This window comes from Jeotgalibacillus campisalis, assembly GCF_000829515.1.
Lineage (GTDB): Bacteria > Bacillota > Bacilli > Bacillales > Jeotgalibacillaceae > Jeotgalibacillus > Jeotgalibacillus campisalis.
Map to the genome: position 1 here is coordinate 319,794 of NZ_JXRR01000022.1, position 20,907 is coordinate 340,700.

The 20,907-nt window shown below is 36.4% G+C and carries 25 protein-coding genes and 2 pseudogenes; 4 read left to right on the top strand and 23 right to left on the bottom strand.

Features of this window, described 5'->3' with window-relative positions; all coding sequences use genetic code 11:
- Nucleotides 1–62: 62 nt before the first annotated feature.
- The 10 genes from KR50_RS17380 to KR50_RS17425 all read right to left on the bottom strand — a co-directional run bounded on the left by KR50_RS17380 (nt 63) and on the right by KR50_RS17425 (nt 8,681).
- Nucleotides 63–1,571, bottom strand: coding sequence for a cryptochrome/deoxyribodipyrimidine photo-lyase family protein (locus KR50_RS17380; protein WP_041061589.1), 1,509 nt, complete (start codon nt 1,569–1,571; stop codon nt 63–65).
- 166 nt (nt 1,572–1,737) lie between these two features.
- Entirely contained in the window at nt 1,738–2,304 is a 567-nt protein-coding gene (locus KR50_RS17385; RefSeq protein ID WP_041061592.1) for a DUF2812 domain-containing protein, read from the bottom strand.
- A 1-nt stretch (nt 2,305) separates the two neighbouring features.
- Nucleotides 2,306–2,608, bottom strand: a complete 303-nt coding sequence (locus tag KR50_RS17390) for a PadR family transcriptional regulator (RefSeq protein WP_041061595.1) — start codon at nt 2,606–2,608, stop codon at nt 2,306–2,308.
- Between the two features lie 299 nt (nt 2,609–2,907).
- Complete coding sequence (locus KR50_RS17395) at nt 2,908–3,444, bottom strand: hypothetical protein (RefSeq protein WP_041061598.1); 537 nt, start codon at nt 3,442–3,444, stop codon at nt 2,908–2,910.
- 406 nt (nt 3,445–3,850) lie between these two features.
- Complete coding sequence (locus KR50_RS17400; RefSeq protein WP_041061601.1) at nt 3,851–4,051, bottom strand: hypothetical protein; 201 nt, start codon at nt 4,049–4,051, stop codon at nt 3,851–3,853.
- A gap of 248 nt (nt 4,052–4,299) precedes the next feature.
- On the bottom strand, nt 4,300–4,710 hold the full coding sequence (locus tag KR50_RS17405; RefSeq protein WP_041061603.1) for a hypothetical protein: 411 nt from the start codon (nt 4,708–4,710) through the stop codon (nt 4,300–4,302).
- Between the two features lie 90 nt (nt 4,711–4,800).
- Nucleotides 4,801–5,307, bottom strand: a complete 507-nt coding sequence (locus KR50_RS17410; RefSeq protein WP_052477194.1) for a hypothetical protein — start codon at nt 5,305–5,307, stop codon at nt 4,801–4,803.
- A gap of 346 nt (nt 5,308–5,653) precedes the next feature.
- A complete protein-coding gene (locus KR50_RS17415; protein WP_041061606.1) occupies nt 5,654–6,427 on the bottom strand; it encodes a Cof-type HAD-IIB family hydrolase in 774 nt (257 codons plus the stop codon).
- Nucleotides 6,428–6,743: 316 nt separating this feature from the next.
- Nucleotides 6,744–7,196 carry a hypothetical protein gene (locus KR50_RS17420; RefSeq protein WP_041061609.1) on the bottom strand — a complete coding sequence of 151 codons (453 nt, stop codon included), beginning with the start codon at nt 7,194–7,196 and terminating at the stop codon, nt 6,744–6,746.
- A gap of 261 nt (nt 7,197–7,457) precedes the next feature.
- A complete protein-coding gene (locus tag KR50_RS17425; protein WP_041061612.1) occupies nt 7,458–8,681 on the bottom strand; it encodes a dicarboxylate/amino acid:cation symporter in 1,224 nt (407 codons plus the stop codon).
- Between the two features lie 238 nt (nt 8,682–8,919).
- On the opposite strand from KR50_RS17425, the gene cls reads away from it, so the two are divergent.
- From cls to KR50_RS17435, 3 genes and pseudogenes are all read left to right on the top strand, one after another.
- A complete protein-coding gene (cls, locus tag KR50_RS17430; protein WP_052477195.1) occupies nt 8,920–10,377 on the top strand; it encodes a cardiolipin synthase in 1,458 nt (485 codons plus the stop codon).
- 45 nt (nt 10,378–10,422) lie between these two features.
- Nucleotides 10,423–10,494: pseudogene (locus tag KR50_RS18915) on the top strand (DUF1272 domain-containing protein); the annotation flags it as partial.
- A gap of 188 nt (nt 10,495–10,682) precedes the next feature.
- Nucleotides 10,683–11,240 carry an isochorismatase family protein gene (locus KR50_RS17435; RefSeq protein ID WP_041061866.1) on the top strand — a complete coding sequence of 186 codons (558 nt, stop codon included), beginning with the start codon at nt 10,683–10,685 and terminating at the stop codon, nt 11,238–11,240.
- A 94-nt stretch (nt 11,241–11,334) separates the two neighbouring features.
- Here KR50_RS17435 and KR50_RS17440 read toward each other — a convergent pair whose 3' ends face one another.
- The 8 genes from KR50_RS17440 to KR50_RS17475 form a co-directional block, all read right to left on the bottom strand.
- On the bottom strand, nt 11,335–11,883 hold the full coding sequence (locus tag KR50_RS17440; protein ID WP_041061615.1) for a DUF7010 family protein: 549 nt from the start codon (nt 11,881–11,883) through the stop codon (nt 11,335–11,337).
- Between the two features lie 392 nt (nt 11,884–12,275).
- Complete coding sequence (locus tag KR50_RS17445) at nt 12,276–12,518, bottom strand: hypothetical protein (protein WP_041061617.1); 243 nt, start codon at nt 12,516–12,518, stop codon at nt 12,276–12,278.
- A 63-nt stretch (nt 12,519–12,581) separates the two neighbouring features.
- Complete coding sequence (locus KR50_RS17450; RefSeq protein WP_041061619.1) at nt 12,582–13,394, bottom strand: lipid II flippase Amj family protein; 813 nt, start codon at nt 13,392–13,394, stop codon at nt 12,582–12,584.
- A gap of 143 nt (nt 13,395–13,537) precedes the next feature.
- Nucleotides 13,538–13,960, bottom strand: coding sequence for a GNAT family N-acetyltransferase (locus KR50_RS17455; RefSeq protein WP_041061622.1), 423 nt, complete (start codon nt 13,958–13,960; stop codon nt 13,538–13,540).
- A 70-nt stretch (nt 13,961–14,030) separates the two neighbouring features.
- Nucleotides 14,031–14,285: a hypothetical protein gene (locus KR50_RS18105; RefSeq protein ID WP_052477196.1), complete on the bottom strand. Its 255-nt coding sequence runs from the start codon at nt 14,283–14,285 to the stop codon at nt 14,031–14,033.
- A gap of 29 nt (nt 14,286–14,314) precedes the next feature.
- A complete protein-coding gene (locus KR50_RS17465; protein WP_041061625.1) occupies nt 14,315–14,614 on the bottom strand; it encodes a hypothetical protein in 300 nt (99 codons plus the stop codon).
- A 76-nt stretch (nt 14,615–14,690) separates the two neighbouring features.
- Nucleotides 14,691–14,996: a hypothetical protein gene (locus KR50_RS17470; protein WP_041061628.1), complete on the bottom strand. Its 306-nt coding sequence runs from the start codon at nt 14,994–14,996 to the stop codon at nt 14,691–14,693.
- A gap of 136 nt (nt 14,997–15,132) precedes the next feature.
- Entirely contained in the window at nt 15,133–15,888 is a 756-nt protein-coding gene (locus KR50_RS17475) for a class I SAM-dependent methyltransferase (protein ID WP_041061631.1), read from the bottom strand.
- 261 nt (nt 15,889–16,149) lie between these two features.
- Here KR50_RS17475 and KR50_RS17480 point away from each other — a divergent pair, with 261 nt between their 5' ends.
- The gene (locus tag KR50_RS17480) at nt 16,150–16,998 is read left to right on the top strand and encodes an MBL fold metallo-hydrolase (protein WP_041061634.1); all 849 of its coding nucleotides are present in this window, start codon (nt 16,150–16,152) and stop codon (nt 16,996–16,998) included.
- A 326-nt stretch (nt 16,999–17,324) separates the two neighbouring features.
- Here the strand turns inward: KR50_RS17480 and KR50_RS17485 are convergent, their stop codons facing one another.
- From KR50_RS17485 to KR50_RS17505, 5 genes and pseudogenes are all read right to left on the bottom strand, one after another.
- Nucleotides 17,325–17,990 carry a DNA alkylation repair protein gene (locus tag KR50_RS17485; RefSeq protein ID WP_041061636.1) on the bottom strand — a complete coding sequence of 222 codons (666 nt, stop codon included), beginning with the start codon at nt 17,988–17,990 and terminating at the stop codon, nt 17,325–17,327.
- Nucleotides 17,991–18,201: 211 nt separating this feature from the next.
- Nucleotides 18,202–18,522: pseudogene (locus KR50_RS17490) on the bottom strand (SAM-dependent methyltransferase); the annotation flags it as partial.
- A 346-nt stretch (nt 18,523–18,868) separates the two neighbouring features.
- Complete coding sequence (locus tag KR50_RS17495; protein ID WP_041061639.1) at nt 18,869–19,432, bottom strand: GNAT family N-acetyltransferase; 564 nt, start codon at nt 19,430–19,432, stop codon at nt 18,869–18,871.
- A 154-nt stretch (nt 19,433–19,586) separates the two neighbouring features.
- A complete protein-coding gene (locus KR50_RS17500; RefSeq protein ID WP_041061641.1) occupies nt 19,587–20,045 on the bottom strand; it encodes a VOC family protein in 459 nt (152 codons plus the stop codon).
- Between the two features lie 220 nt (nt 20,046–20,265).
- Nucleotides 20,266–20,892 (bottom strand): hypothetical protein, encoded by a 627-nt coding sequence (locus tag KR50_RS17505; protein WP_232304307.1) that lies wholly within the window; start codon nt 20,890–20,892, stop codon nt 20,266–20,268.
- Nucleotides 20,893–20,907: the final 15 nt, after the last annotated feature.

Consider the following 20,907-nt stretch of genomic DNA (forward strand, 5'->3'; position numbering starts at 1 on the left):
ATTCATTTTTTAAAAATTTCCTACAAATTTCCACTTAAATGTTTTTTGGGTCTTCACCTATTTCAATCAAACAAATCCAACGAAAGCTGTTCAGCGCCTGGTGACTTTTTTGCTTTTTTCTTTCCTGGAAATTGTCTGCTTCCATGCTTTTTTAGTTTGTTCTCAGCAATTTCTTTTGCATCCTTGGTTTGTTTGACCGACCAAAGTATGCTTCGTGCATGCTGGTTTGCCCGCTGGATATCCACCATTGGTTCAGGGTAGCCATTCAGCTCCTGCCCGCTTTCCCAGGGAGTGTGGATGAACTCATTTGAGATTCCCCGAAGTTCAGGAATGTACTTTCTGATAAAAGCACCGGTTGGATCATGATCGATTCCCTGCTTGATTGGGTTATAGATTCTAATCGTGTTGAACCCTGTTGTTGCGGCCTGCATTTGAACCTGACTATAGTGGATGCCAGGCTCATAATCTAAAAATAGTCCTGCTAGAGCGTCTGCCGGTTTACGCCAGTCCAGAAGCATGGTGTTACAGATAAAGGAGATCACCATTGCACGAGAGCGAAAATTAATCCAGCCGATTTCATGCAGTGCCCGCATAGAAGCATCAATCATGGGGATGCCTGTCTGTCCTTGATACCAACGATCAAAAACTTCTTCATCCCATTTTTCACGAACCTCATCAAATGCTTTATTGATGGTGACATTTGTGATTTCCGGATCGTCTTCGATTCGTTGAATAAAGTGACAGTGCCAGTGAATACGCGACATAAACATATTCAGGTGATTTTTATGCTGATCATCCTCCAGCTTCGCCATTGTGGATTGTGTTTTCTGGACAATAAACCGAACCGATAAATTCCCCCATGCGATATAAGGGGAAAGCCTGCTGCAGGAAATAGATGAGCGCAGCGGTTTTGAAATGTGGAACTGATATTTCTTTGAGCGTTCGCGCAAAAAACTCTTAAATACTTCCATGGATTCTCTTTCTCCGCCAACTTGTCCCGACATAAGAAGCGGCCCGCTGACTTCAAGCTGATTCAGCACGTCTATATTGTTTGAAAGCACTGCGGGTAACGCCGCTGGATCAACGGTCGTTAAAGCATCTGGGCTGGGCAGTACTTTTTCCTTCATAAAGGCTATCCATTTATCATGAAAATCATCTCTCGACTTTAACCGCCTGACCACACCATAATGCTGATATTCATTAAAGATGAGTTCGCGTTCTTTCATCCACTTATGTACACGCAGATCTCGTTTAAATGTCAGAGGGGTTCCGTTTTCTTCGTGGGCGTGAAGGACAAAATCTCCGTATTCGGTATGGATGGCATCTAGAATCTCTTCCATTTCGCCAATGGCAAAGGTTAAAGATCCTCCTCTTTGTTTAGCCTGATTTTGGAGATCGTGCAGACTCTCTTTTACAAACTGAAAATGCCGGGCAGAAAGCTCTGACTCCAGCCAGATAGATGGCTCAGCTACATAAATCACGAGTATGGGCTGCCCTGACTTTAACGCTTCTGTCAAGGGCTTATGATCATGTAATCGCAGATCCCGTTTTAACCATACCACCTCTAGCATCAGCCTTCACCTCCGCACTTTTATTCTATCTTTACCCAGAGACGAGTTATGTAAACGAACGTGCGTTCTTTCAGTGTTCTCCATCTTGCAATTTTATTTCTCCATGCAAAAAGGCGCCTTTTTATATAAGCGCCCCAATGTGGTAATTCGTTATTACCCTTTCGCATTATTGTTCTTTTAGCATTGAATACTTTTGATACGCTTTGTAGTAACTTCTTCCAAACATAACAACCAAGAATACGGGAAGCAGCTTCAAAAGAACAAATGGAGATTCAAAGATAAAAGCTTTCCAAAATAATGAACCGTTCATACTCCAAAGTCCTTCATGGTACAAGCTTGAGTCGCTGTAAAGCATGAAGGAATAAGCCAAGCAAAGCGCGCCGAGCATAAAGGAATAAGCCATTAATCGTCTATAATAGTTCCCCTTCGATTGGCGATCCGAAAAGATTTCATTTTGCTCATTGTCTACTTTTTGCCAATACCTTATACCGCTAAGCCCGGACCCTTTTACATAGGTCCAGCCGAAATCTTCATACATTGCTTTATATTCCTCAAGCTTGTTTTTCGGTAAATTATCCTGAAAATCAAGCCGCAAAACATATTTTTTGTTCGTTTTTTCGAAGGTGTATACGCCCAAGCTGCTGATATTTTTGCAGCGATAGCCTTTTTGTAATTGCTCATTCAGCCATTTTTCTTCTTTTTCAATGTTAAAAAACACTTTAACTTTTTTCATTTCAGTCACTTCCTTCATACAAGGATATGATGTGCAATAACCTTTCCTGCTCCATTTTTAAAACGGCTTCTCCATCTGTCGTGATCTTATAAATTTTTCTCCTGCCCGAGTTTCCCACCGATTCAATCCAACCATGTTTATTCAGGTTTTCAATCGCACCATATAATGTACCAGCCGCCAATATAACGGTGCCTTTACTGATTTCTTCTATCTTCTGCATGGCGGCATAGCCATGGTGCGGTTCACGCAGAGCTAATAAAATATAATGCATGGTTTCAGACAACGGTAATAATTTGTGCTTCATACTCTCAACCTCTATTCAGTCCAACTATATAGTACAACTTAATAATACGTTATTACAGTTCAACTGAATAGTCAACATATTTCCAGAAAAAATTTTTTTCAATCTAAAAAAGCCGATTTCCTTTACGTTGGGAAATCAACTTTTTGAGTAGTCCTTTTCAATTAAAATCCCCAGTTGTTAAACATTAATATCCTTTTTGTTTACTTTAAAAAGGGATATCTTTTCATCAAGAAACGTACCCTCGTTTACTGAATATAGTTAAGGCAGAATAACTACAGCCACATTTTTTTCCCCAATGGTTACTCGTTTTCGATTAAATTCCCATCTATATCGTAATATTTATGCTCAATCGCAATCTCTTTCTCTTTAGGCAGCTCTGTCCAAGTTGCAGAATTTCTATTTAAGTCAAACGCTTCAACGAATACGTATTCATTAGCCCCTAACTCCATTTTCGAAATTTCGTTATCTTGCGTTGTAATTGTTAGGTAAATTAAATTGGGATATCCATCACCCATATCTTGACTTAATGTGATTAAAAAGTGAGCAAGAGTCCCTTCTTTTTTTTCAGCAGACTTCCAATCATAATTACCGTATTTATCTTTTTCAAAGTGAGAATAGGCAGGAGTGTTATTGCTTAAAAATGCAACTACTCTTTCTTCACCTACATCTTTAATATCTATAATCTCTATTGAAGAATTCTCAAATAAATCTAATGATTGGATTGTTTTTACAATCGATTCCTCATTGTTTCCATTTTGGTAAAATGAACTATTTAAGTAAATGAATATGAAAACTCCCATCGCCGTGATAACTAAAACTGAATATAACTTTTTCATGCTCTCTCTTCTCCTTGGCTAAAGGTTACACTCGTTTGTTGATGATAGATAACGTTTAATCTTCGTGTAACTATTTGAGTATGTTAGGAAAATGTTCTATCCATGATTTTTCGTTCAGAACAGTCTCTTCAATTTTTCAAATTGATCATTTATTAAGCGCTTTCTATTGCATTTTTAAAGGAGATATATGAGTTTAGGTAATCACCTGGACTAAATGCAGCTGTCTGTTCTTTAGTGCCTGCATTAAAAACTTTTATCATCCGTTAAGTGGATTTCGGAGGAAAAGTGCCCTATGTCTTTTTGGTTTAACCAACACGCATTAGAATGAAAATGCGATGTATACTCTATCAATTTAGGGTACTAAGCGATGACATGGGATATATTAGGGGACTTGATTTGATGATACTTAAATTTCAGATTTATTTTCACTATTGATACTTTCTTCTTTTTTTTCATAGCGTCTTGAAAAGAAAAGAGTAAGGACAACCCCTAATAAAACCATACTTATACAAATATAAAGCGGAAAATCCAAACGTATATAAGCTGCTGTTGATACTCCTAAAATTGTAATCCATTCAAATACTAAAAATGGCTTTATGTATTTCATTCTTTTCCCCCTAAATTCTTGTAAAGTAGTTCGCATTATTTTATTACCTTCTATTTTTTGTTCCCCATCCAGCCTTTTTATTCTCAGTTCTGGTGGGATACGCTAATGTTTGGATCGTCGTTACAAGTAATAAAATTACTAACATTGAAATTACTTTACTTATTACTAGTTCCATATAGGTTCTATAAATAACCTGGAATTATTTCTATTATAATTTAAGTTAACCTATTCTGTTATTTGTACATAGTTTAATGCTTTGCCTTTCTTTGAAGTGCTTTCAGCTTTTTATAATTCTTATCATAATTTTGTCTTTGAAGCAGATTGTCCAGCCAATATTGTGCCTTCTGCTGCTCTCCACTTTTGGTAAACGTTTGGATCATTTTTTTAAAATTACTACTGTATTTAAAATTTTCGTTTTTCATTAATTCAAATGCTTTATTATAACAATCCGATGCCTTTTGATATTCTTTTGAAGAGGAATATAACCGTCCTAGATAAATTAGACCACTTGATATTTCTTCCTTGCTGAAATTCTGTTCCGTGGCAAGGCTCATCACTTTTATGGCTTTCCTTTTTAGAAACCAATTATCATATGTACCAGCTTTATATACATAATCCTCATATTTTTTAAGTGGTTTTATCAGAGAAAAGATTCCCATAACCAATCCTCCTAGGGGGAAGTTCTTTAAAGCTACCTGCCCATTTTATTTACATTAAATTCCTTTTATTTTTTAAAATGGATGTAATCCCTACTCTTTTAAGTAAACTTGTGTGGTTTCAACATAGGAAGAGTGGAAAATTACTTTCTCGTCCTCTATCCATTCAGCCTCATCTACTCCCAACACATCCAAGTCGTCAGCGATAATTCGCCTAGTTTGAATACTATGTTCTTTTATTTTTTTCATTAGACCAGGAATAGATGTGTAAAGATAGAAATTGTAAAAGTGATTAGTTTCTCCTAAGGTGGCGTTTCTATGTCCTATCATTACCTTTACGTTACCTGTTGGGGAGCCAATGGTATGATAGGAGTTATTAGTTACCGAAAACCATCCTAAAAATAGGATCGCTGTAATCGTAACGATTATAATCAATACTCGGTCTATCTTGTGAGCATAAGCAAAAATATAAAATGCAACTAAAGTAAGCAGGATGGGCAACTTATTATTAGTGGATTTTACAAAGGAGAAATAATAATTATTAATCGACATTATAATAACAACCAAATCAAAAACTAAAACGGAAATTAAAAATACCATCGTTCCATCTAAGTTGGGTAATCTCTTGGTTTTATTCGTTGTCGTTCACCTCTTTTTCTTCCTCTATATCAATGTATATATATGTGATTTTTTCTTTTTTTAACACAAACACACCAATGCATAGTAGAATAAGCAGGTATCAGCTCAGTTTTTTCAACAGTTATTCTTCAACTAATCTGAGCCTTTAGCTTAATATTATTATCAACGCTTCTCTCTCCCAATGATCTCCCAAAACAAATACAGTATACTTTTAACTTTTACAGGCTCCGTAGTTGTTGCAAAATACTCTTTCCAAGATGCATCGTCGCCTCTAATGTTTAATCCTGGTTGCTGTTAAAGATAGCAATTAAATAATCCCGTATTTTTTCAATGCAAACGCTATACCATCTTTGCTGGATTTTTTTGTTACAAAATCTGCAGCCAATTTTAACTTTTCACTCCCGTTTCCCATTGCAATACCTAACCCTGCTAATTCCAGCATATCTACATCGTTTTCTCCGTCACCGAACGCAATAGCTTCACTTTGATGTATTTTAAAATACTCGAGAGTTTTCATTACGGCTAATGATTTAGATACGTCTTCCTTCAGAACATTTAATATGAAAGGGTGCCATCTTCTAAATGAAAGGTGAGGAAACTTATGAATATAGGTATCAACCATTTCATCATTCGCAAACAGACAAAGTAGAAATACTTCGTGATTAAATTCACCTTGATTGATCTCTGGATAATCACTCAATGATAACGTTTCCTTTAATGCTCTTAATATATTGTCGTCTCTCACTCCGTTCATAGAAAGACCATCCGTATAAAATGACAGTCCGTGGTTTTGCGCTGCAGCAAATTCCACCACATCTTGCAGTATATTTTTGTCCATTGGAACTTTATGAATAACTTCTTCATCATTCACTACATAAGCACCATTTGCGGTGATGAATGTATCAATCCCTAACTTCTTGATTTCATTACACATTGATAAAGGGCGCCCTGTTGCAGCCACAACCTTTAATCCCTTCTTCTTTAACGCTTTTATCGCTTCTATCGTATTAGTTGAAATACTGCCATCTTCGTCGCTTGTAATCGTTCCATCAATATCTAAAAATACAATCTTGTATTCCATAAGAGACTCCTGCGATAGCATACAGGTAAATTAAACCATTTAAGTAAGTTTATCATAATCGGTATGTAAGATAATATAGGAATAGAGTTTTCTAATTTCAGAGGAGAGACAAAACATTGATTTTGATCTTCATATTTACCCGCCTTTGTTCGTGTACTGAACCACCAAATGGTCCAGCTAGAACGATATTTCCTTTATCATATTCAGTTTGAACAAACACAGCGTTTTCGGGCATAAACGGTTGATTATGTAAAACTACGTCCTTTCTTCAATTATAGATGGAGTTAATAGGATCAGTTCTCCTTTGTCTGCGCTTTTATAATCTTTTTATTCTAATAATTTGACTTATATTTAAACCTATCCAAGTACCAACAAAAGCGTAGGCGATGCTATTAGAATCAAATCTTGTAGAATCAACATTTAAACTAAATAATACAACGGCCATAACAACGCCTGAAACGCCCACGGCGACTATTTCATTTATTTTCTGCCGCTTCCAACGTTTCTCTCCTATGCGGTCTCTGTCGAATGCCTGTTCCTTTCTGCTCGCTTTTGTCCCAAAAGATTTTCCTGTCAATCTTATGTATAGTAGGATTGCCACTACAATCAATGAAAATACACAAAATAACCCTATAAGGAAGGACAGCTTTACATTCTCAGCAAAATAACTATACAGTAAAAATATTAGAAGAAATGCGATGTTGTATTGGACCAGCAGTTTCTTTTTCACCTTCTTAATTTCCCGTAAGTCCCATTTTTTTTCAGCCAATTTTATCCTCCTTTTCAATATCGCGTTTACTTCTCCTAGTCTTTTGGTAAGCGCCTCTTTCCTCTTTAAATAAATCATTTTTCATATTCATTCTTTCTTCTGGACTCTCTTCTTCTCTCTTCTTATTAACCAAATTTTCTTACCTGATTTTTCCTCTTCTTTTATCTTAACATTAATTTCCTTTTTGCAGGCAAAGAAAACGCACTTCTACTTAAAGCTTTCATACAAAAAAGCTGCCCCATTACAGGACAGCTTCACCTATTAAGCAGCTTTATTCTTTTCTTCTGTCTTGTTAATCACATTCGAACCTACAAGATCTCCTGTGACATTTAGCATGGTTGCGCCCATCCCAACGAGTATATCAATAGCAGCAAGCAGTGCGACAGCTTCCATTGGCAAACCGAGCTGGGCAAATACGGTTGCGATCATGACGATCCCAGCGCCCGGCACACCTGCAGTTCCGATGGATGCAAGCGTTCCGACAAGTACCACCATTAGCATTTCAGAAAAACTTAGCGGCTGACCGACTACATTGGCTGCAAATACAGCTGATACCGCAATTCGAATCGCTGCACCATCCATGTTGATCGTGGCGCCAAGCGGAAGGCTGAAGCCGTATAGACTTTTGGATAGACCCAAATTTTTTGCTGCATTTAGCGTGACTGGCAGTGTACCTGAACTGCTTTGCGTGACAAACGCCGTCAGCATGGGGGTTCTGGCTTGTTTGAAAAATACTGCTGGATTAATTTTGAACAGGATTAGCACGAGTGTATACAGGACAAGCTGAACTGCAATGCCCACGTACAGCACCATGACCACATTCCATAATTCAAGCAGAATTCCGCTGCCCTGCGTCCCTACCGTGTTGGCGACAATGGCGAATACGCCAATTGGCACATATTGAAGGACCCCTTTTACAATGAAGAGCGTTGCTTCATTCAGCCCATTTGCCACGCCATATACCTGCTCCCCAATTTCATGTGTCTCTTCTTTTGAACGCAGATAAGAAATGGCAATGCCAAAAATAATAGCAGTAAAAATGATCCCAAGCAGATTAAACTCTGAGAAGGCTGTCACAATATTTGAAGGCACAATGCTAAGCAGTACACTCACTACGCCCGGATTCTCCGGTGCTTCAAATGTTTCGCTCGTATCAAGCGTCATTCCTGTACCGGGTGAAAAAAGTGAAGCGACGGTCAACCCGACCATAATCGCAACTGCAGACGTAGCAGCGTAATAAAGAAATACTTTTCCGCCCATCCGACCAAGCGAATTCAGCTTTGTCTGATTCACCCCCACAATCAGTGTAAACAAAATAAGCGGCAGAATTAAGAAATTCAATAGATTCATCAGCAGATCGCCAAGTGGTGTCAGCACAGATGCCTGCTCACCGAAAATAAACCCGACGGCTACACCAAGTGCAAGGGCAATCGTAATCTTTAAAATGAGTGAAGTGTTCAGATAACCCTTCCAGATCTTCTTCAATCCAATCCCTCCTAAAATGGTTTTTCTCATTAAATCCTTTAAATTCATATTAATTAGGTCGGAATTAAAGGTAATCTATATAGAGGACTATTGTCAAAGAAGTTGCTCATACATAAAAAAATAGCTTCTGCTTTTTTTCATAGATAAATCGCATACCGTTATTATCATAAAGGTTAGGGTATTGAATACGTAACAGTCCCTTAAGAGTAACTAGATTAAACCGATCTAAGGAGGATTTATGATATCTTTTGAATGGTTAAATATCCTAAGTAACATCTTCATTTTTTTAAACGTAATTCTAGCTTTTTTTATATTATTTTATGAACGGAAGAAAGCTTCTTCGGCTTGGGCATGGATACTGATTCTCTTTTTTGTACCAATCCTCGGTTTTTTTCTTTATCTATTATTTGGAAGACCCTTGAAACAGAAGCGTCTCAATCAATCGACTGCTTATGAAAATCCGGATTACCACGAAAATATGGATCGACAACTGAAGGAAATAAAATCGGGCAGCTTCAGTAATTCTTCTCCGGTTGAAAAAGAAATGATGGACCTTATCCAAATGAATTTAACAAGAACTGAAGCGCCCTTATCAAAAGCCACAGACGTAAAGATATTCAATGATGGCAAAATGAAATTTAACAAACTGTTTGAAGATATACGACATGCAAAAGACCACATTCATTTACAGTATTTTATCCTAAATGATGATGATTTAGGCCGCCGTCTGATGAGCTTACTGACTGAAAAAGCACGTGAAGGTGTGAACGTACAGTTCCTATATGACGGTTTGGGTTCAAAGAGTCTATCAAAAAGCTTCTTTAATGAATTTTTAGCAGCTGGCGGAAAAACTACTGCGTTCCTGCCAGTAATGCTATCGAGTATAAACCCTCGGCTGAATCACAGAAATCACAGGAAAATTGTGGTGGTGGATGGTTTGATCGGCTACATTGGAGGCTTTAACGTTGGTGACGAATACCTCGGTAAGAAAAAGGAATTCGGTTATTGGCGTGATACACATTTAAGAATTGAAGGGGAAGCCGTGCATTCTCTTCAAAACCGTTTCTTTATTGACTGGAATCAGGCATCTAAAAAACATCCGATGAACTATGCTGAAAATTATTTTCCGCCTATCGGGAATCCAACAGGAACTCCTATGCAGATTGTTGCAAGCGGTCCTTTGGATATTCAAGAAGACATTAAAAATGGATACTTGAAAATGATTCATCATGCGCGTGAATCTATTTATCTTCAAACGCCTTATTTTATACCGGATCAGTCTATAATGGATGCTTTGCGAACCGCGTCACTCGGGGGTGTTGACGTACAAATTATGATTCCCCATCTGGCAGATCATCTATTTGTTCATTCCGCTACCTTGGCATTTGCTCGGGAACTTTTGCAGGACGGTGTCAAAGTCTATCGTTACAAAAATGGATTCCTGCATTCAAAGGTACTGATTGTGGACGGAAAAGCCTATTCGGTGGGATCGGCCAATATGGATATACGCAGTTTCGCTCTAAATTTTGAGTTGAATGCCTTTGTCTACGATTCGCAGTCAGCGTTGAAAATGGCAGATCTATTTGTCCAAGATAAAAAACTATCCACTAAACTGACGCAAGAAATATATGAAAATCAATCATGGAAAGATAATGTGAAACAGAACATTGCCAAGCTGGTTTCACCCATTTTATAAGCTTACATTGGGAATTAGTAAGCTCGTACGTTTTGAAAAGAATGCACGATGAAAAATTCAGAGGTGTGTCCGAATTGTACCGGAGAACTCGTTAGGAGACCAAAGAATGTCCCATAGCCTGACAGATTATTTCAACAAAATATGTTACGATAAAATTGTCTGAAAATGTAAATACTCCGTTAGAGGACAATCTTACTGCAGGAGGTAGATCGTATGGAAATGACAAGATGTATCGAAGTACAAAACATTCAGGGGAACACATCAAATTAAATAAGCGTTCCCCACATTTGAAAGGGGAAATATTATTGAAACAAGTAGTATTAATCATTGATGCTCAACAGGAGTTAATTGAAGGGAATCAAGAACAGAGCGGTGTTTTCAAGAAAGAACAACTGATTACAACGATCAATGCAGTGATTGAAAAAGCAAAAAACGTTCATGTTCCGATGATCTTTGTAAGGGACTTAGAGGTTGCTGATGGCAGCGGCAAAAGATTTGAAATTCATGAAAAAATCAATGTGCCTGAGGAGGCAATGATTTTTGACAAGACTGCAACGAATTCGTTTCATGGAACAGGGCTGCTTCATCACTTGAAAACTCAAGAGATTGAACATGTCGTGGTCATGGGGTGTGCAACCCAGCATTGCATAGATAGTGCTGTCAGAACAGCCACTATTAATGGGATGGATGTTACATTAGTTGGTGATGGACACTCCACAACTGATGGCGGTGTTTTACATGCAGAGCAAATTATACAGCATCATAACGAAACGCTTCATGGACATTATAATGTTGAAAATTTTTCAATTGTAAGAAAGGCAGAAGAAGAGATATTTGAACCAACTCATCACTCGTATAGATAAGAATGAATGAAATAGAGCCTGGGACAGAAAATTGTCTCAGGCTTTTTGACTGGTTCCCTGCGCTCTAGGAGGACCGTTGCTTTTCTCATTTCTCTTAATTTAAATGAGTAAAACTCAAATAAACAGCATTCAAAAGTAGGGTAATTCCAGTCACTAAGCAAACTTTGGATGCACCGGAAGCAGATAAACCTTTCTTATCACTATGTAAAAAGTATATAACCGAGATTGCAGTCACAATGATAACCGGCATTACAATGTAGGATATTGTTTGGTAGAGCCAGGTGTACATGACGAAATGAACCGCTCCTACAGTGCTAAAAACATATGGAATAAGAGAATAGTGCTGCTTGCGAAACATCACGATTAAGAGTGGCAGGCTTAATAACTGACTCATCGCAATAATGATTACCAAACTGTCAAGTTCACCTGTATCCGGTCTGTTCGCAAAAGCACCCATCAAATACATGATGAATAGTGCTACCGGTAAAGCAACCATTCCTTGAAATAATGTAGCAATCGCAGCAACAGAAGCACGTGATTTCACCCATACTACCCCGCAGATTATCCACGTGATCCCATAAGCAAAGAGAAAGGGTGCCCCTGATAAATTTGTTCTTGCCAACTCCTTTAGTAAATCCTCCATACTCTTCTCCTCCTAAAACATGTATTATATGAGGATGACTAAAACGAGGCTCATTATTGTCTTTTTATGAAGCGGATGATCCCAAAAACTATAAGAATTAATGAAATAGGCATGGTATAAAAATCACTTATTGGAGTTTACAAGCCCACGAAAAATATATGATGCCTAAAATGATCAAGCTGATATTCATCAACATATCCCCTTTATTATGCGCCGCAAACACCAGGAAGGAGTTTTGGTGGTATAGAAACTCTGTTCTGTTCAACGTAACTCCCTGTTGAGCTACATTAGGAAAGCTTTTTTATGTATAACTTCGTCCTTATCATAAAACCTGCCCTTATCGTTTAGTTGCCAAATAAAAAAGCATCTCTAATTGAATAGATAAAAAACGACTATGTATTCTGTTCGTTGACCTTTTTTTTCTTAATGAATACTCCCCACCCAGCAACCATTCCTGCTAAAGCGCCTAGTACACTGTAGCGAAGAATAGACATAATATATTCAAAAACAGGCACATACTCTGTAGTATAACCACCGTTAAAACCTGTAGTTATTTTGTAATCCACCAATAAAATGCCCAGGGCTAAAGAAATTAAGAATCCATATATACTTCCTTTTCTAATGCTTTTCTCCATTTGATCATCCCTCATTCGATCTATATTTCATGATATACCGTCTTAATATTTTTCCACTAGATCCTAGTAGAATTCTGTAAACCAAGCAATATACCTTGCTCCCCAAATAAACAAAATTTGAGCCAGCAACGTACCTAGCAAGCGTGAAGTGACCATCATTATAGAAATGCTTTTTAGCTTTTCGTAGCTTCCTCTTTGATTCACAACATCATCTGCCAAGACAGAAATTTTCGGGTCAATGATGATAACCAAAAGGATCGTTGCTATTCCATTTATTAAACCGGAAGCCATAATAGCCGTACCAGCTCTGTCAGGTACTAATAAAGCAGCATATAGTGCAGCTAATACACCTATAGTATAAATTGCTGTAATAACCATATTTGCTACAAATAGACTGATTGGAATATCCTTAATCCTGGTATTCTGCAAGTAAGAAAACTTTGGCAGACTAAAATGCGTGATGCCTCGTTTTATGTACTGTATAGATACTATTCTTTTCATTAAAGAAGGAACAGACCCTTTTTCCTCTGATAAATGAATGATCGCCCTAGAAAATAAAGCTATAAAAGTTGGCAGCAGTATCATTCCAAATACCGTTCCAGCAGTGGATGCACCAATAAGAATTCGAAATTGTGTTTCCACAAACTCCAACGTATTTTCCTTAGGAGCAGTATCAATTAGATTTCCTGTAAAAGGTTGCTGCATCATATTTGCTAACCTTGAGACGATCACCATAATGTTAAAAAGGGATAAAGCTGACGCGATCATTTTAACCCTTGCCCCTGATAATCTCACAGCATAAGCTAATGTCTCTACCGAATGGATGATAAAAATGAATAAAGCGATCAGAATTAATTTTTCACTTAAGAATTCCATTCAGGTACCTTCTTTTCCAATTGAATTAGATGTCCTTATTTTGCCATAATACCCTTTTATTGAACTTATCTGCTTAAGTTTATTGTGTAAGTCTACATAAGAAACCTTATGACCTTCCACTAAGCTTCTCATTAGTAAATTAATTACTCTTTAGATTTAAAATATATAATCTCCGGGTCGCCTTCATCTAGATTTTCGACGATCCCGCTTTCAATGAAACCATTCGAATCAAATGCTTTCTGCATACTAAGGTTAGAGCGATTAGTAGAAGAAAAGACTTTTGGAGTGGGAGATTGACTCATCATATAATCTAATAACAGACTTGCAAATCCCTTTCGTCTGTAAGACGGTGAAATGACCACGAGTGATATAAAAGCACAATCAAAGAAATTTGTTTCATAGATTAAGAAGCCTGCTATCTCTTTGTCACATTTTGCGATTATACAATTTCTAAGGTCAATAGATGTCTTAAAATAACTTAACCTGCTTGTATTGCCACTAACCTCTTTATCTATGTGAGCTATTCTGTCTAGATCCTCAACTTTAGCAATATGAACGGTCTTCATTATTCTTTCTCCTTAAATATTTATTGTGTTCGAAGCTAGACCTGTTGGTTATTATTCTTTTTTTCATTATCTAGAAAGCTTTTGTTGAACAATTAGCCCGCTCATAACAAACAAACTTTAATCTGTTTCCATTCATCATGAATTCCTCATTACTAGTAGATACTTGCTTAAATGGGTTCTCGTGCCTTAAATTAAAGGTATTAAAACTGTAATAGTCTTCTCCGCGACCAGGTACCATTTTCTCAATATAGTCTCTGTTCTCGATCTCAAATTCATAGAGAAATTTAGAATCACCCGGCTGCAATTTTTCCAATTTAATCTCCATTATCTTTTCCCTTAGATGGTATTTTACTGTTAATTATTTGCCCACTCAAAACTTCTCATTATGAATTCTTGTTTTTTCGCATATTGATTGACCGCATTAATCAGTTTGCTTTTAGAAACGGAAAAAGAAGTATGAATTTCTCTCTTGTTATCAATTAAATATTCATCAAAAACAATAAAGTTAAATAAATCCATTTTTTTCACGACAAATTCATTACATTCATATTCTCCACATCTAATGTTACCGGAAAGTATAAAGCGAATAATTCCATCATAATATTCTTGATGAGTAATCTCCGTTTCCAGAAATTTCTTTAGTGATTCCCGCAATCAAACACATCCTCGACATTCATTCTTAGTTTATAAATCTAAATTTTCCCGACTTAGCGGACTTTATATAGCATATTCATATGCCACTTACTTTCTTTGCTCTCTTATCTTTTCGTTCTAAAAATATAGGTATAATATTCAACAGGATAGAAGCAATGGTCAAAAACCATAATGCCTTCTCCACGGTAGGCACTACATCCAATAAGGCGCCCATATCTTCCACCTCTACCCAATTCGATACAAGACTGTATTCTGCGCAGAGTGTTAGGGCTGTAAATGATAAGCCCAGCGCCATCGCAAGCTTATACTCTTTTCCTCTTGAGAACAAAAAGATATTAGTTAATGTTGCTATAATTGCAATGATTCCGAAAATTATCCACATAATTAGACTCCCCCTTTATTTTTTGTAATAATTTTCAATTCACCAATTCATTTTAACACTTATTTCCTCTTAATTGGCAAGTAAAAAAAGCATCCCTTGGTTGAAGGAATGCACTGTGTTATTCAATAAGAAGGAGTTAACTTTTAACCGATTTAATAATCATCGTAGTCGGGAATCTCCTTGCCTTGTATAAAGAATAATATTGATCAGAAATCTCTTCACTTACTCCGTCTAAATTAGCTGAAACATCACTTTCAATGACGGACTCAATGGTAAATCCCGCTCGAATCAATTCATTAATATAAGTAGCCATCTTTCTTTTTGGAATGACCACTGGAGCCTCTTCTCCCTTAAAGTTGGGATACTTGATTACCCCTTCATCCTGATAGGCACCTTCTAGATAGATTTGGCCGTTGTGACTTTTCAAATGAGCGTAGAGAGGATGATCCCAACTAAATATAAAGGAACCGCCTGGCTTCAAATAGGAATGGATAAGTTTAAACGCAGCTGAAAGATTTGTCGTCCAGCCGATAGCATAAATCGAGTAAACTACATCAAAATAATGCTTAGGCATTCCACAATCCTCTTCCATCGGTGAACAGACCAAATGAGCTTCTAATCCCTCAAGCGTTTCTTTTGCTGTTTGTATTTGAGCCTCAGATAAGTCAATCCCCCATAGTTCGCTGGCACCCTGATCCGCCATGTATTTCAATGAATGACCGCTCCCGCAGCCAATATCAAGAACTTTTTTAGCTACAATTTCATCAAATAGTCGTAACTCATCTTCTGTTTGTGCAAAAGGACCATAGCTCGGCAATGCATCCTTCCCATTAAAATGATGCGCTACTTTATCCCAACTTTTTTTGTTTTGTTTTAGAACGTCATTGGACAATTTAGTTCCCCCATCTATTTTCTTTTAATATTTATCTATTGTTCTATATGTACTTTGTAAAACTACTAATATAAAAAATATTCCGAACTTTCTTAATGTATATAGAGGACGAAGTGGTATACTTTCTTTAGTATAACAAGGAGGTACCAGTCCAATGGTAAACGAATAATTGAGAAAATCTTAAATTATTTTAATAACTTTAGAATAAACATGTAGATTTTCTCCTTCATAAAATGAATTTATAGAAAAGAGGAAAATAACATGTTAAATAAATTAAGTGATTCCATCTATTATTTATCTAATCAAGATGATAGAGAACGGCCAACATTAGGGCTGGTATGCGGTGACAGATATAGTTTGATAATCGATTCGGGTAATTCTCCACAGCATGCTAAGGAGTTTTTATTGGAAATTGAAAAGATAAATGTACCGCCAGTTAAATATGTGGTAATTACCCATGCACATTGGGATCATTTTTTAGGATTGAATGAAATTGACGCAACTATAATCGTTAATAGTCAAACAAGTAAAATGTTAAAAGAATGGCAACGTTTGTCCTATGACGATCGTTCACTACAAAAGTATGGCTCTACCAATAAGCTGAGTGCTATGTGTATAAAGATTATACAAACTGAGATATCAAATAGGGAAGGTTTCACATTGAAATCTCCAGATGTCATCTTTGAAAATACACTAACTGTTGATTTAGGTAATAAAGTTTGCATTCTCGAAAAGATTAAAAGTACCCATACAGATGACTCAACAATCGTTTTTGTTCCTGACGAAAACGTACTTTTTTTGGGTGATTCAGCTTATGGTACAACCACAAATGATCTATTTCATTACAAGCAATCTTTATTATTGCCTATGATTAAAGACATCCAAAAATACAATGCAGAAATGTTCCTGCTTGGTCATGAATCGATCTGTGATTCAAATGAAATGAATATTTATTGGGAAGAGGTAACAGTAGCAAGTCAAGTAGTAAAGTCCCCTTCATTAGAAGAGGCGATGGTGTCCTTTAAAGCAGAGTATAAAAGGGATCCTAATGATAATGAAGTGTTTTTTATTAAAGCGTTTGTGAATGATCATATACTACATTCACAATAACCTTTACATTTATTAAAGTATTCTGCAGTCATCTCATTCAATAGTTGAGTGAGATGGCTTTTATTTATACGTGCTTCTCTAGTTCCACTGTCTACACTGCCTCACTTAAAACAATACATCCGTTACTTAAGTGCTAAAAAACAAGTTCATTTTCGGAATATTTTTCTTCAGTAAATTTATTTGCAGCTTCAATTCCTGATAACCTCAAGAATATACCTCCTGAAAAGTGATAACTTCATGTTAGTTAATGCTATTTACTTGATAAACATGTCTCTTTTAAATAAGTTTTTGTTCCATTACACTCTTATGAATCTTTCAGAAGTGACCTAGTTATTAAGTCTTTTGTTAACTTCAATCGTAATAAACTCCGGCAAATAGTTGGGAGTACATCCTTTTGATACTTTTTCATCTTTGTAAAGCCCCGTTTTCTCACCTATTTTAATACAGCGTGCGCGATTATTTTCATCATAAACGCCTATCCAGCCCGCGGTGAAATTCATGGCCCATTGAACTTCCGGTTCTTCCTGCCCAATAGTCGCTTCTAATGCAGATAGCAGGTTTTCGGTGTTGTCAGGCGGTGTTTGCCCTGTCCATCTCAACCGCGCTTGATAATACCAGAAAGCCCGCCTTTGAAGAGTAGAAGAACTATCTTCCCATGACTGCATCAATGCAATGGTTTTCTTGTCTTTGGTAAGCTGATTAGCCATTAACCAATCCATTAAGTTATTTCGCTCATCAAAAGTATGAGTCTGCATATCCTTATCAAGCTTATCTATCACATCTTGTGAGAGAAGTTTTTTGTCCATTATTAAAATGGCTAATAATCTGGGCAAAAAATCTCCGGTTAACCAAAGTTCCATCGCCAGCTCGTGATCTTTTTTGATGTCTTTTGCGATTTTTCTTAAGTCACCCAGCTTAGTTTTACTATTGATCTGAAGGAGGATATCTTCTGCTTTTGAAGAGCGTTTTGTTTCGGTATTTTTTCCCTTCATTTTACATAACTCCTTTCTTAAGCGTTTCATAATATAGTCTTGATAGGATATCTCGTATAAGTAAAACACCCAGCTTTAGTTATAATAATAACATTTACTTCCTTTTAAGAAGATACGAAAAAAGCATTTCTTTTTTCAAGAAATGCCCTCCTGTTTACTATTTTGGTCAACATTTTGAAATAGGAACCAATCGTTATTCAAGATTAGCCCCCAAAGACAGCCCATCCCTTTCTGCAACTTTATGATCTTGTTCTAGCTGTTTCTTAGAGATATCAGTTACCGTATCATCTGCTCCTGCTGCTGACAGTACTGGGGCCTGCTGTCCTCCTCCGGAAGCTAAACAAAGAATTTTCAAACCTTTCAACGTATTAGGAAACCATTCTCTAGGGACATGTTTTTCAGTAGTTACAGTAATTCCCCAATCACCATTTTTAGCACTTTCAATAACTTCAGTGCTTACAGACTTAGTATCTCTAGACCCCTCTTTTACTTTCTGGTCCCAAGCAGTACTGTTTTGTTGCGTTGTATCCATATTTAATCCTCCTTACAAAATTATGTATACATATTACACTTTTTAAGAGAATTCTTAGTAATTCTAAAGCGTATTTTTACCATTAGAGAAACTCAATATAAGACCTATAACAAAAACAACTGCAATTAATACGACTGTCACAGTAGGTGGACCCCCACCATTTTGCATAGCATTTTGTAAAACGATAGATCCCGCTAGTAATGACAAACTAATGATCAAAATACCGAATAACCTACTCATATATTCTCCCCTAACCTGATCCGTTAGTTTAACATTAATTTCCTTTTCGTTATTATAGAAAAGGCATTCCCTGTCGAAGGGATGCTCATCTTTAGTTTTAGTTGAATTAACATCTTACCCTTTTATTTTCCGTGACCTTTTCCCAGTCACTTTTGATTATGCTATAAACAATTAAATTATGTAAGTTGCCGTTTAAATAATAATGATCACGTAATATGCCTTCTTTTAAATAGCCAAGTTTTTCTGGTAACGCCCTGCTTTTTACATTTTCTTCTGCACAGCTTATTTCAAGTCTATTTAGATTTAGCTTCCTAAAAGCATAGCTTGTTAACTCCTTGATACATCTCACTACGATGCCTTTCCCTTCGAAATCAGGTGATAACCAATATCCGAAGCTTGTCTTCATTGCCTTCCAATCTATTTCAGGAAAAGCCACCATTCCTACAAGTTCACCTCTAAAGAAAATCCCAGCATTTATTGCAGTATTAGATCTATATTTATATCCCCATCTTTCGATTGAGGTTTGAATGTCTTCAACAGTCTTTTTACTATCCACCCATGGCAGCCACTCTCTTAAAAAATCACGATTCTTTTCAACAATATTAAATAGATCAGCAGCGTTTTCTTTGGTCAATATTCTTAGTGTGATTTCTTCATCAACAGTAAGCAAAACATGATTTCCTCCTATCCTTCATTATTATAGCAATCTCAATTAATACACGTTCCTGCTTCATTTGTTTAATAAAGACTACAACTAAAAAGGCGGTTAATTTTTCTTGAATCAAGGCACCCCGGTAGCTGAAGTATTTTATTTAACATACAAATTACATTTCATTTAATTGTTCCCATTCACTTAAATACATACGCTGCCTAATTTTTTGCGGGTTTTCTAATTTACAAATTAATTCTAAACTGTTACCGTCTGGGTCATTAAAATGAATTTTAGCGTGTGCATGTTCTTCTAGAGACATTACAAAAGGCTCAATAGGATCGAAACCAAAAGCCTCTCTTGGCTGACAACCTTTACTTTTTAGCCAAACAACTGAGTTTTTTAAGTCTTCTACTGTTACGTGAAATGCAATATGTCTTATTGATGGATGATACTCAACTTCTACCTTATTTGTTTCCCATAACCCCAACCAACTTTTATCTTTTTCAATCCATAGAAAAGCCAATTTGTCTTCAACCTTGTGATCAAATAGCAAACCAAGTCCTTCATAAAATTCAATTGAACGATTTAAATTACTTACAGGCAAATGTGCTTCGTATAAACCTTTTATCATTGATGTAACTCCTTTTACTTTAGTCTCTTTTTCTTTCATTTCATAATCAACTTGTCTGACCGTAAGTGAAAAAGCAACTGCTCTTGTTGTACAATCGCACCATATAATTTTAGTGGATTACTATTCAAATTTGGGTTATGTAGCAGAAACGAAAGTCTTTTTAAAAAGGGTATTCTATCTTGATTAATCTACCATTTATCATAATATTTAATTATGCCACTCATTCTTCTGGCGGCAGTTTATATAGGACATTTCCTTCCCCGTCAAGGAATTCCATTCTTGGAGTATCATATTGATCCACTACCATACGAATTCTCGGTTCCCCTTTACTATCAGAGAGTTGTACTATTACATCCCCGTCCCCATTTTTACCCATAAAAGCACGGCGAACGTTTCCTTCCCACAATTTATTCAATTCCTGGATTTTTTCATTTTCGGATTTTTTTGAATCTCGGATTTCTTTATCTTTTATAATATCTTCTCTTAGATTGGTATTTGGTCTGTCATAGATAGAAAAACCATAGTTTTTTTTACCGTTTTCCTCGTTATGTTCCATCTGTACAACTTGGTCTTGTTTATATTGATCAAAAGTCAAACTACCGCTAGTTGTATAATTTCCGTCCTCATCCTTTTTACTTCCATAAATTAAACCGCCAGTCTCATCACCTTCTGTATTATAAAACATCATTCCGGCAATAGGATCACTTTGACGATGACCAGGGAGAATATCTTCTCCGTCTATAATTGCAGGAGGAATGTTTTGGTTGTTAAATAATTTGAGTCTAACCGTTCCATTTTCATCAACAATATTAAGTTGCTCAACATCAATTTTTTTAAATTTATCCAAAATGTCAGCTCCTAA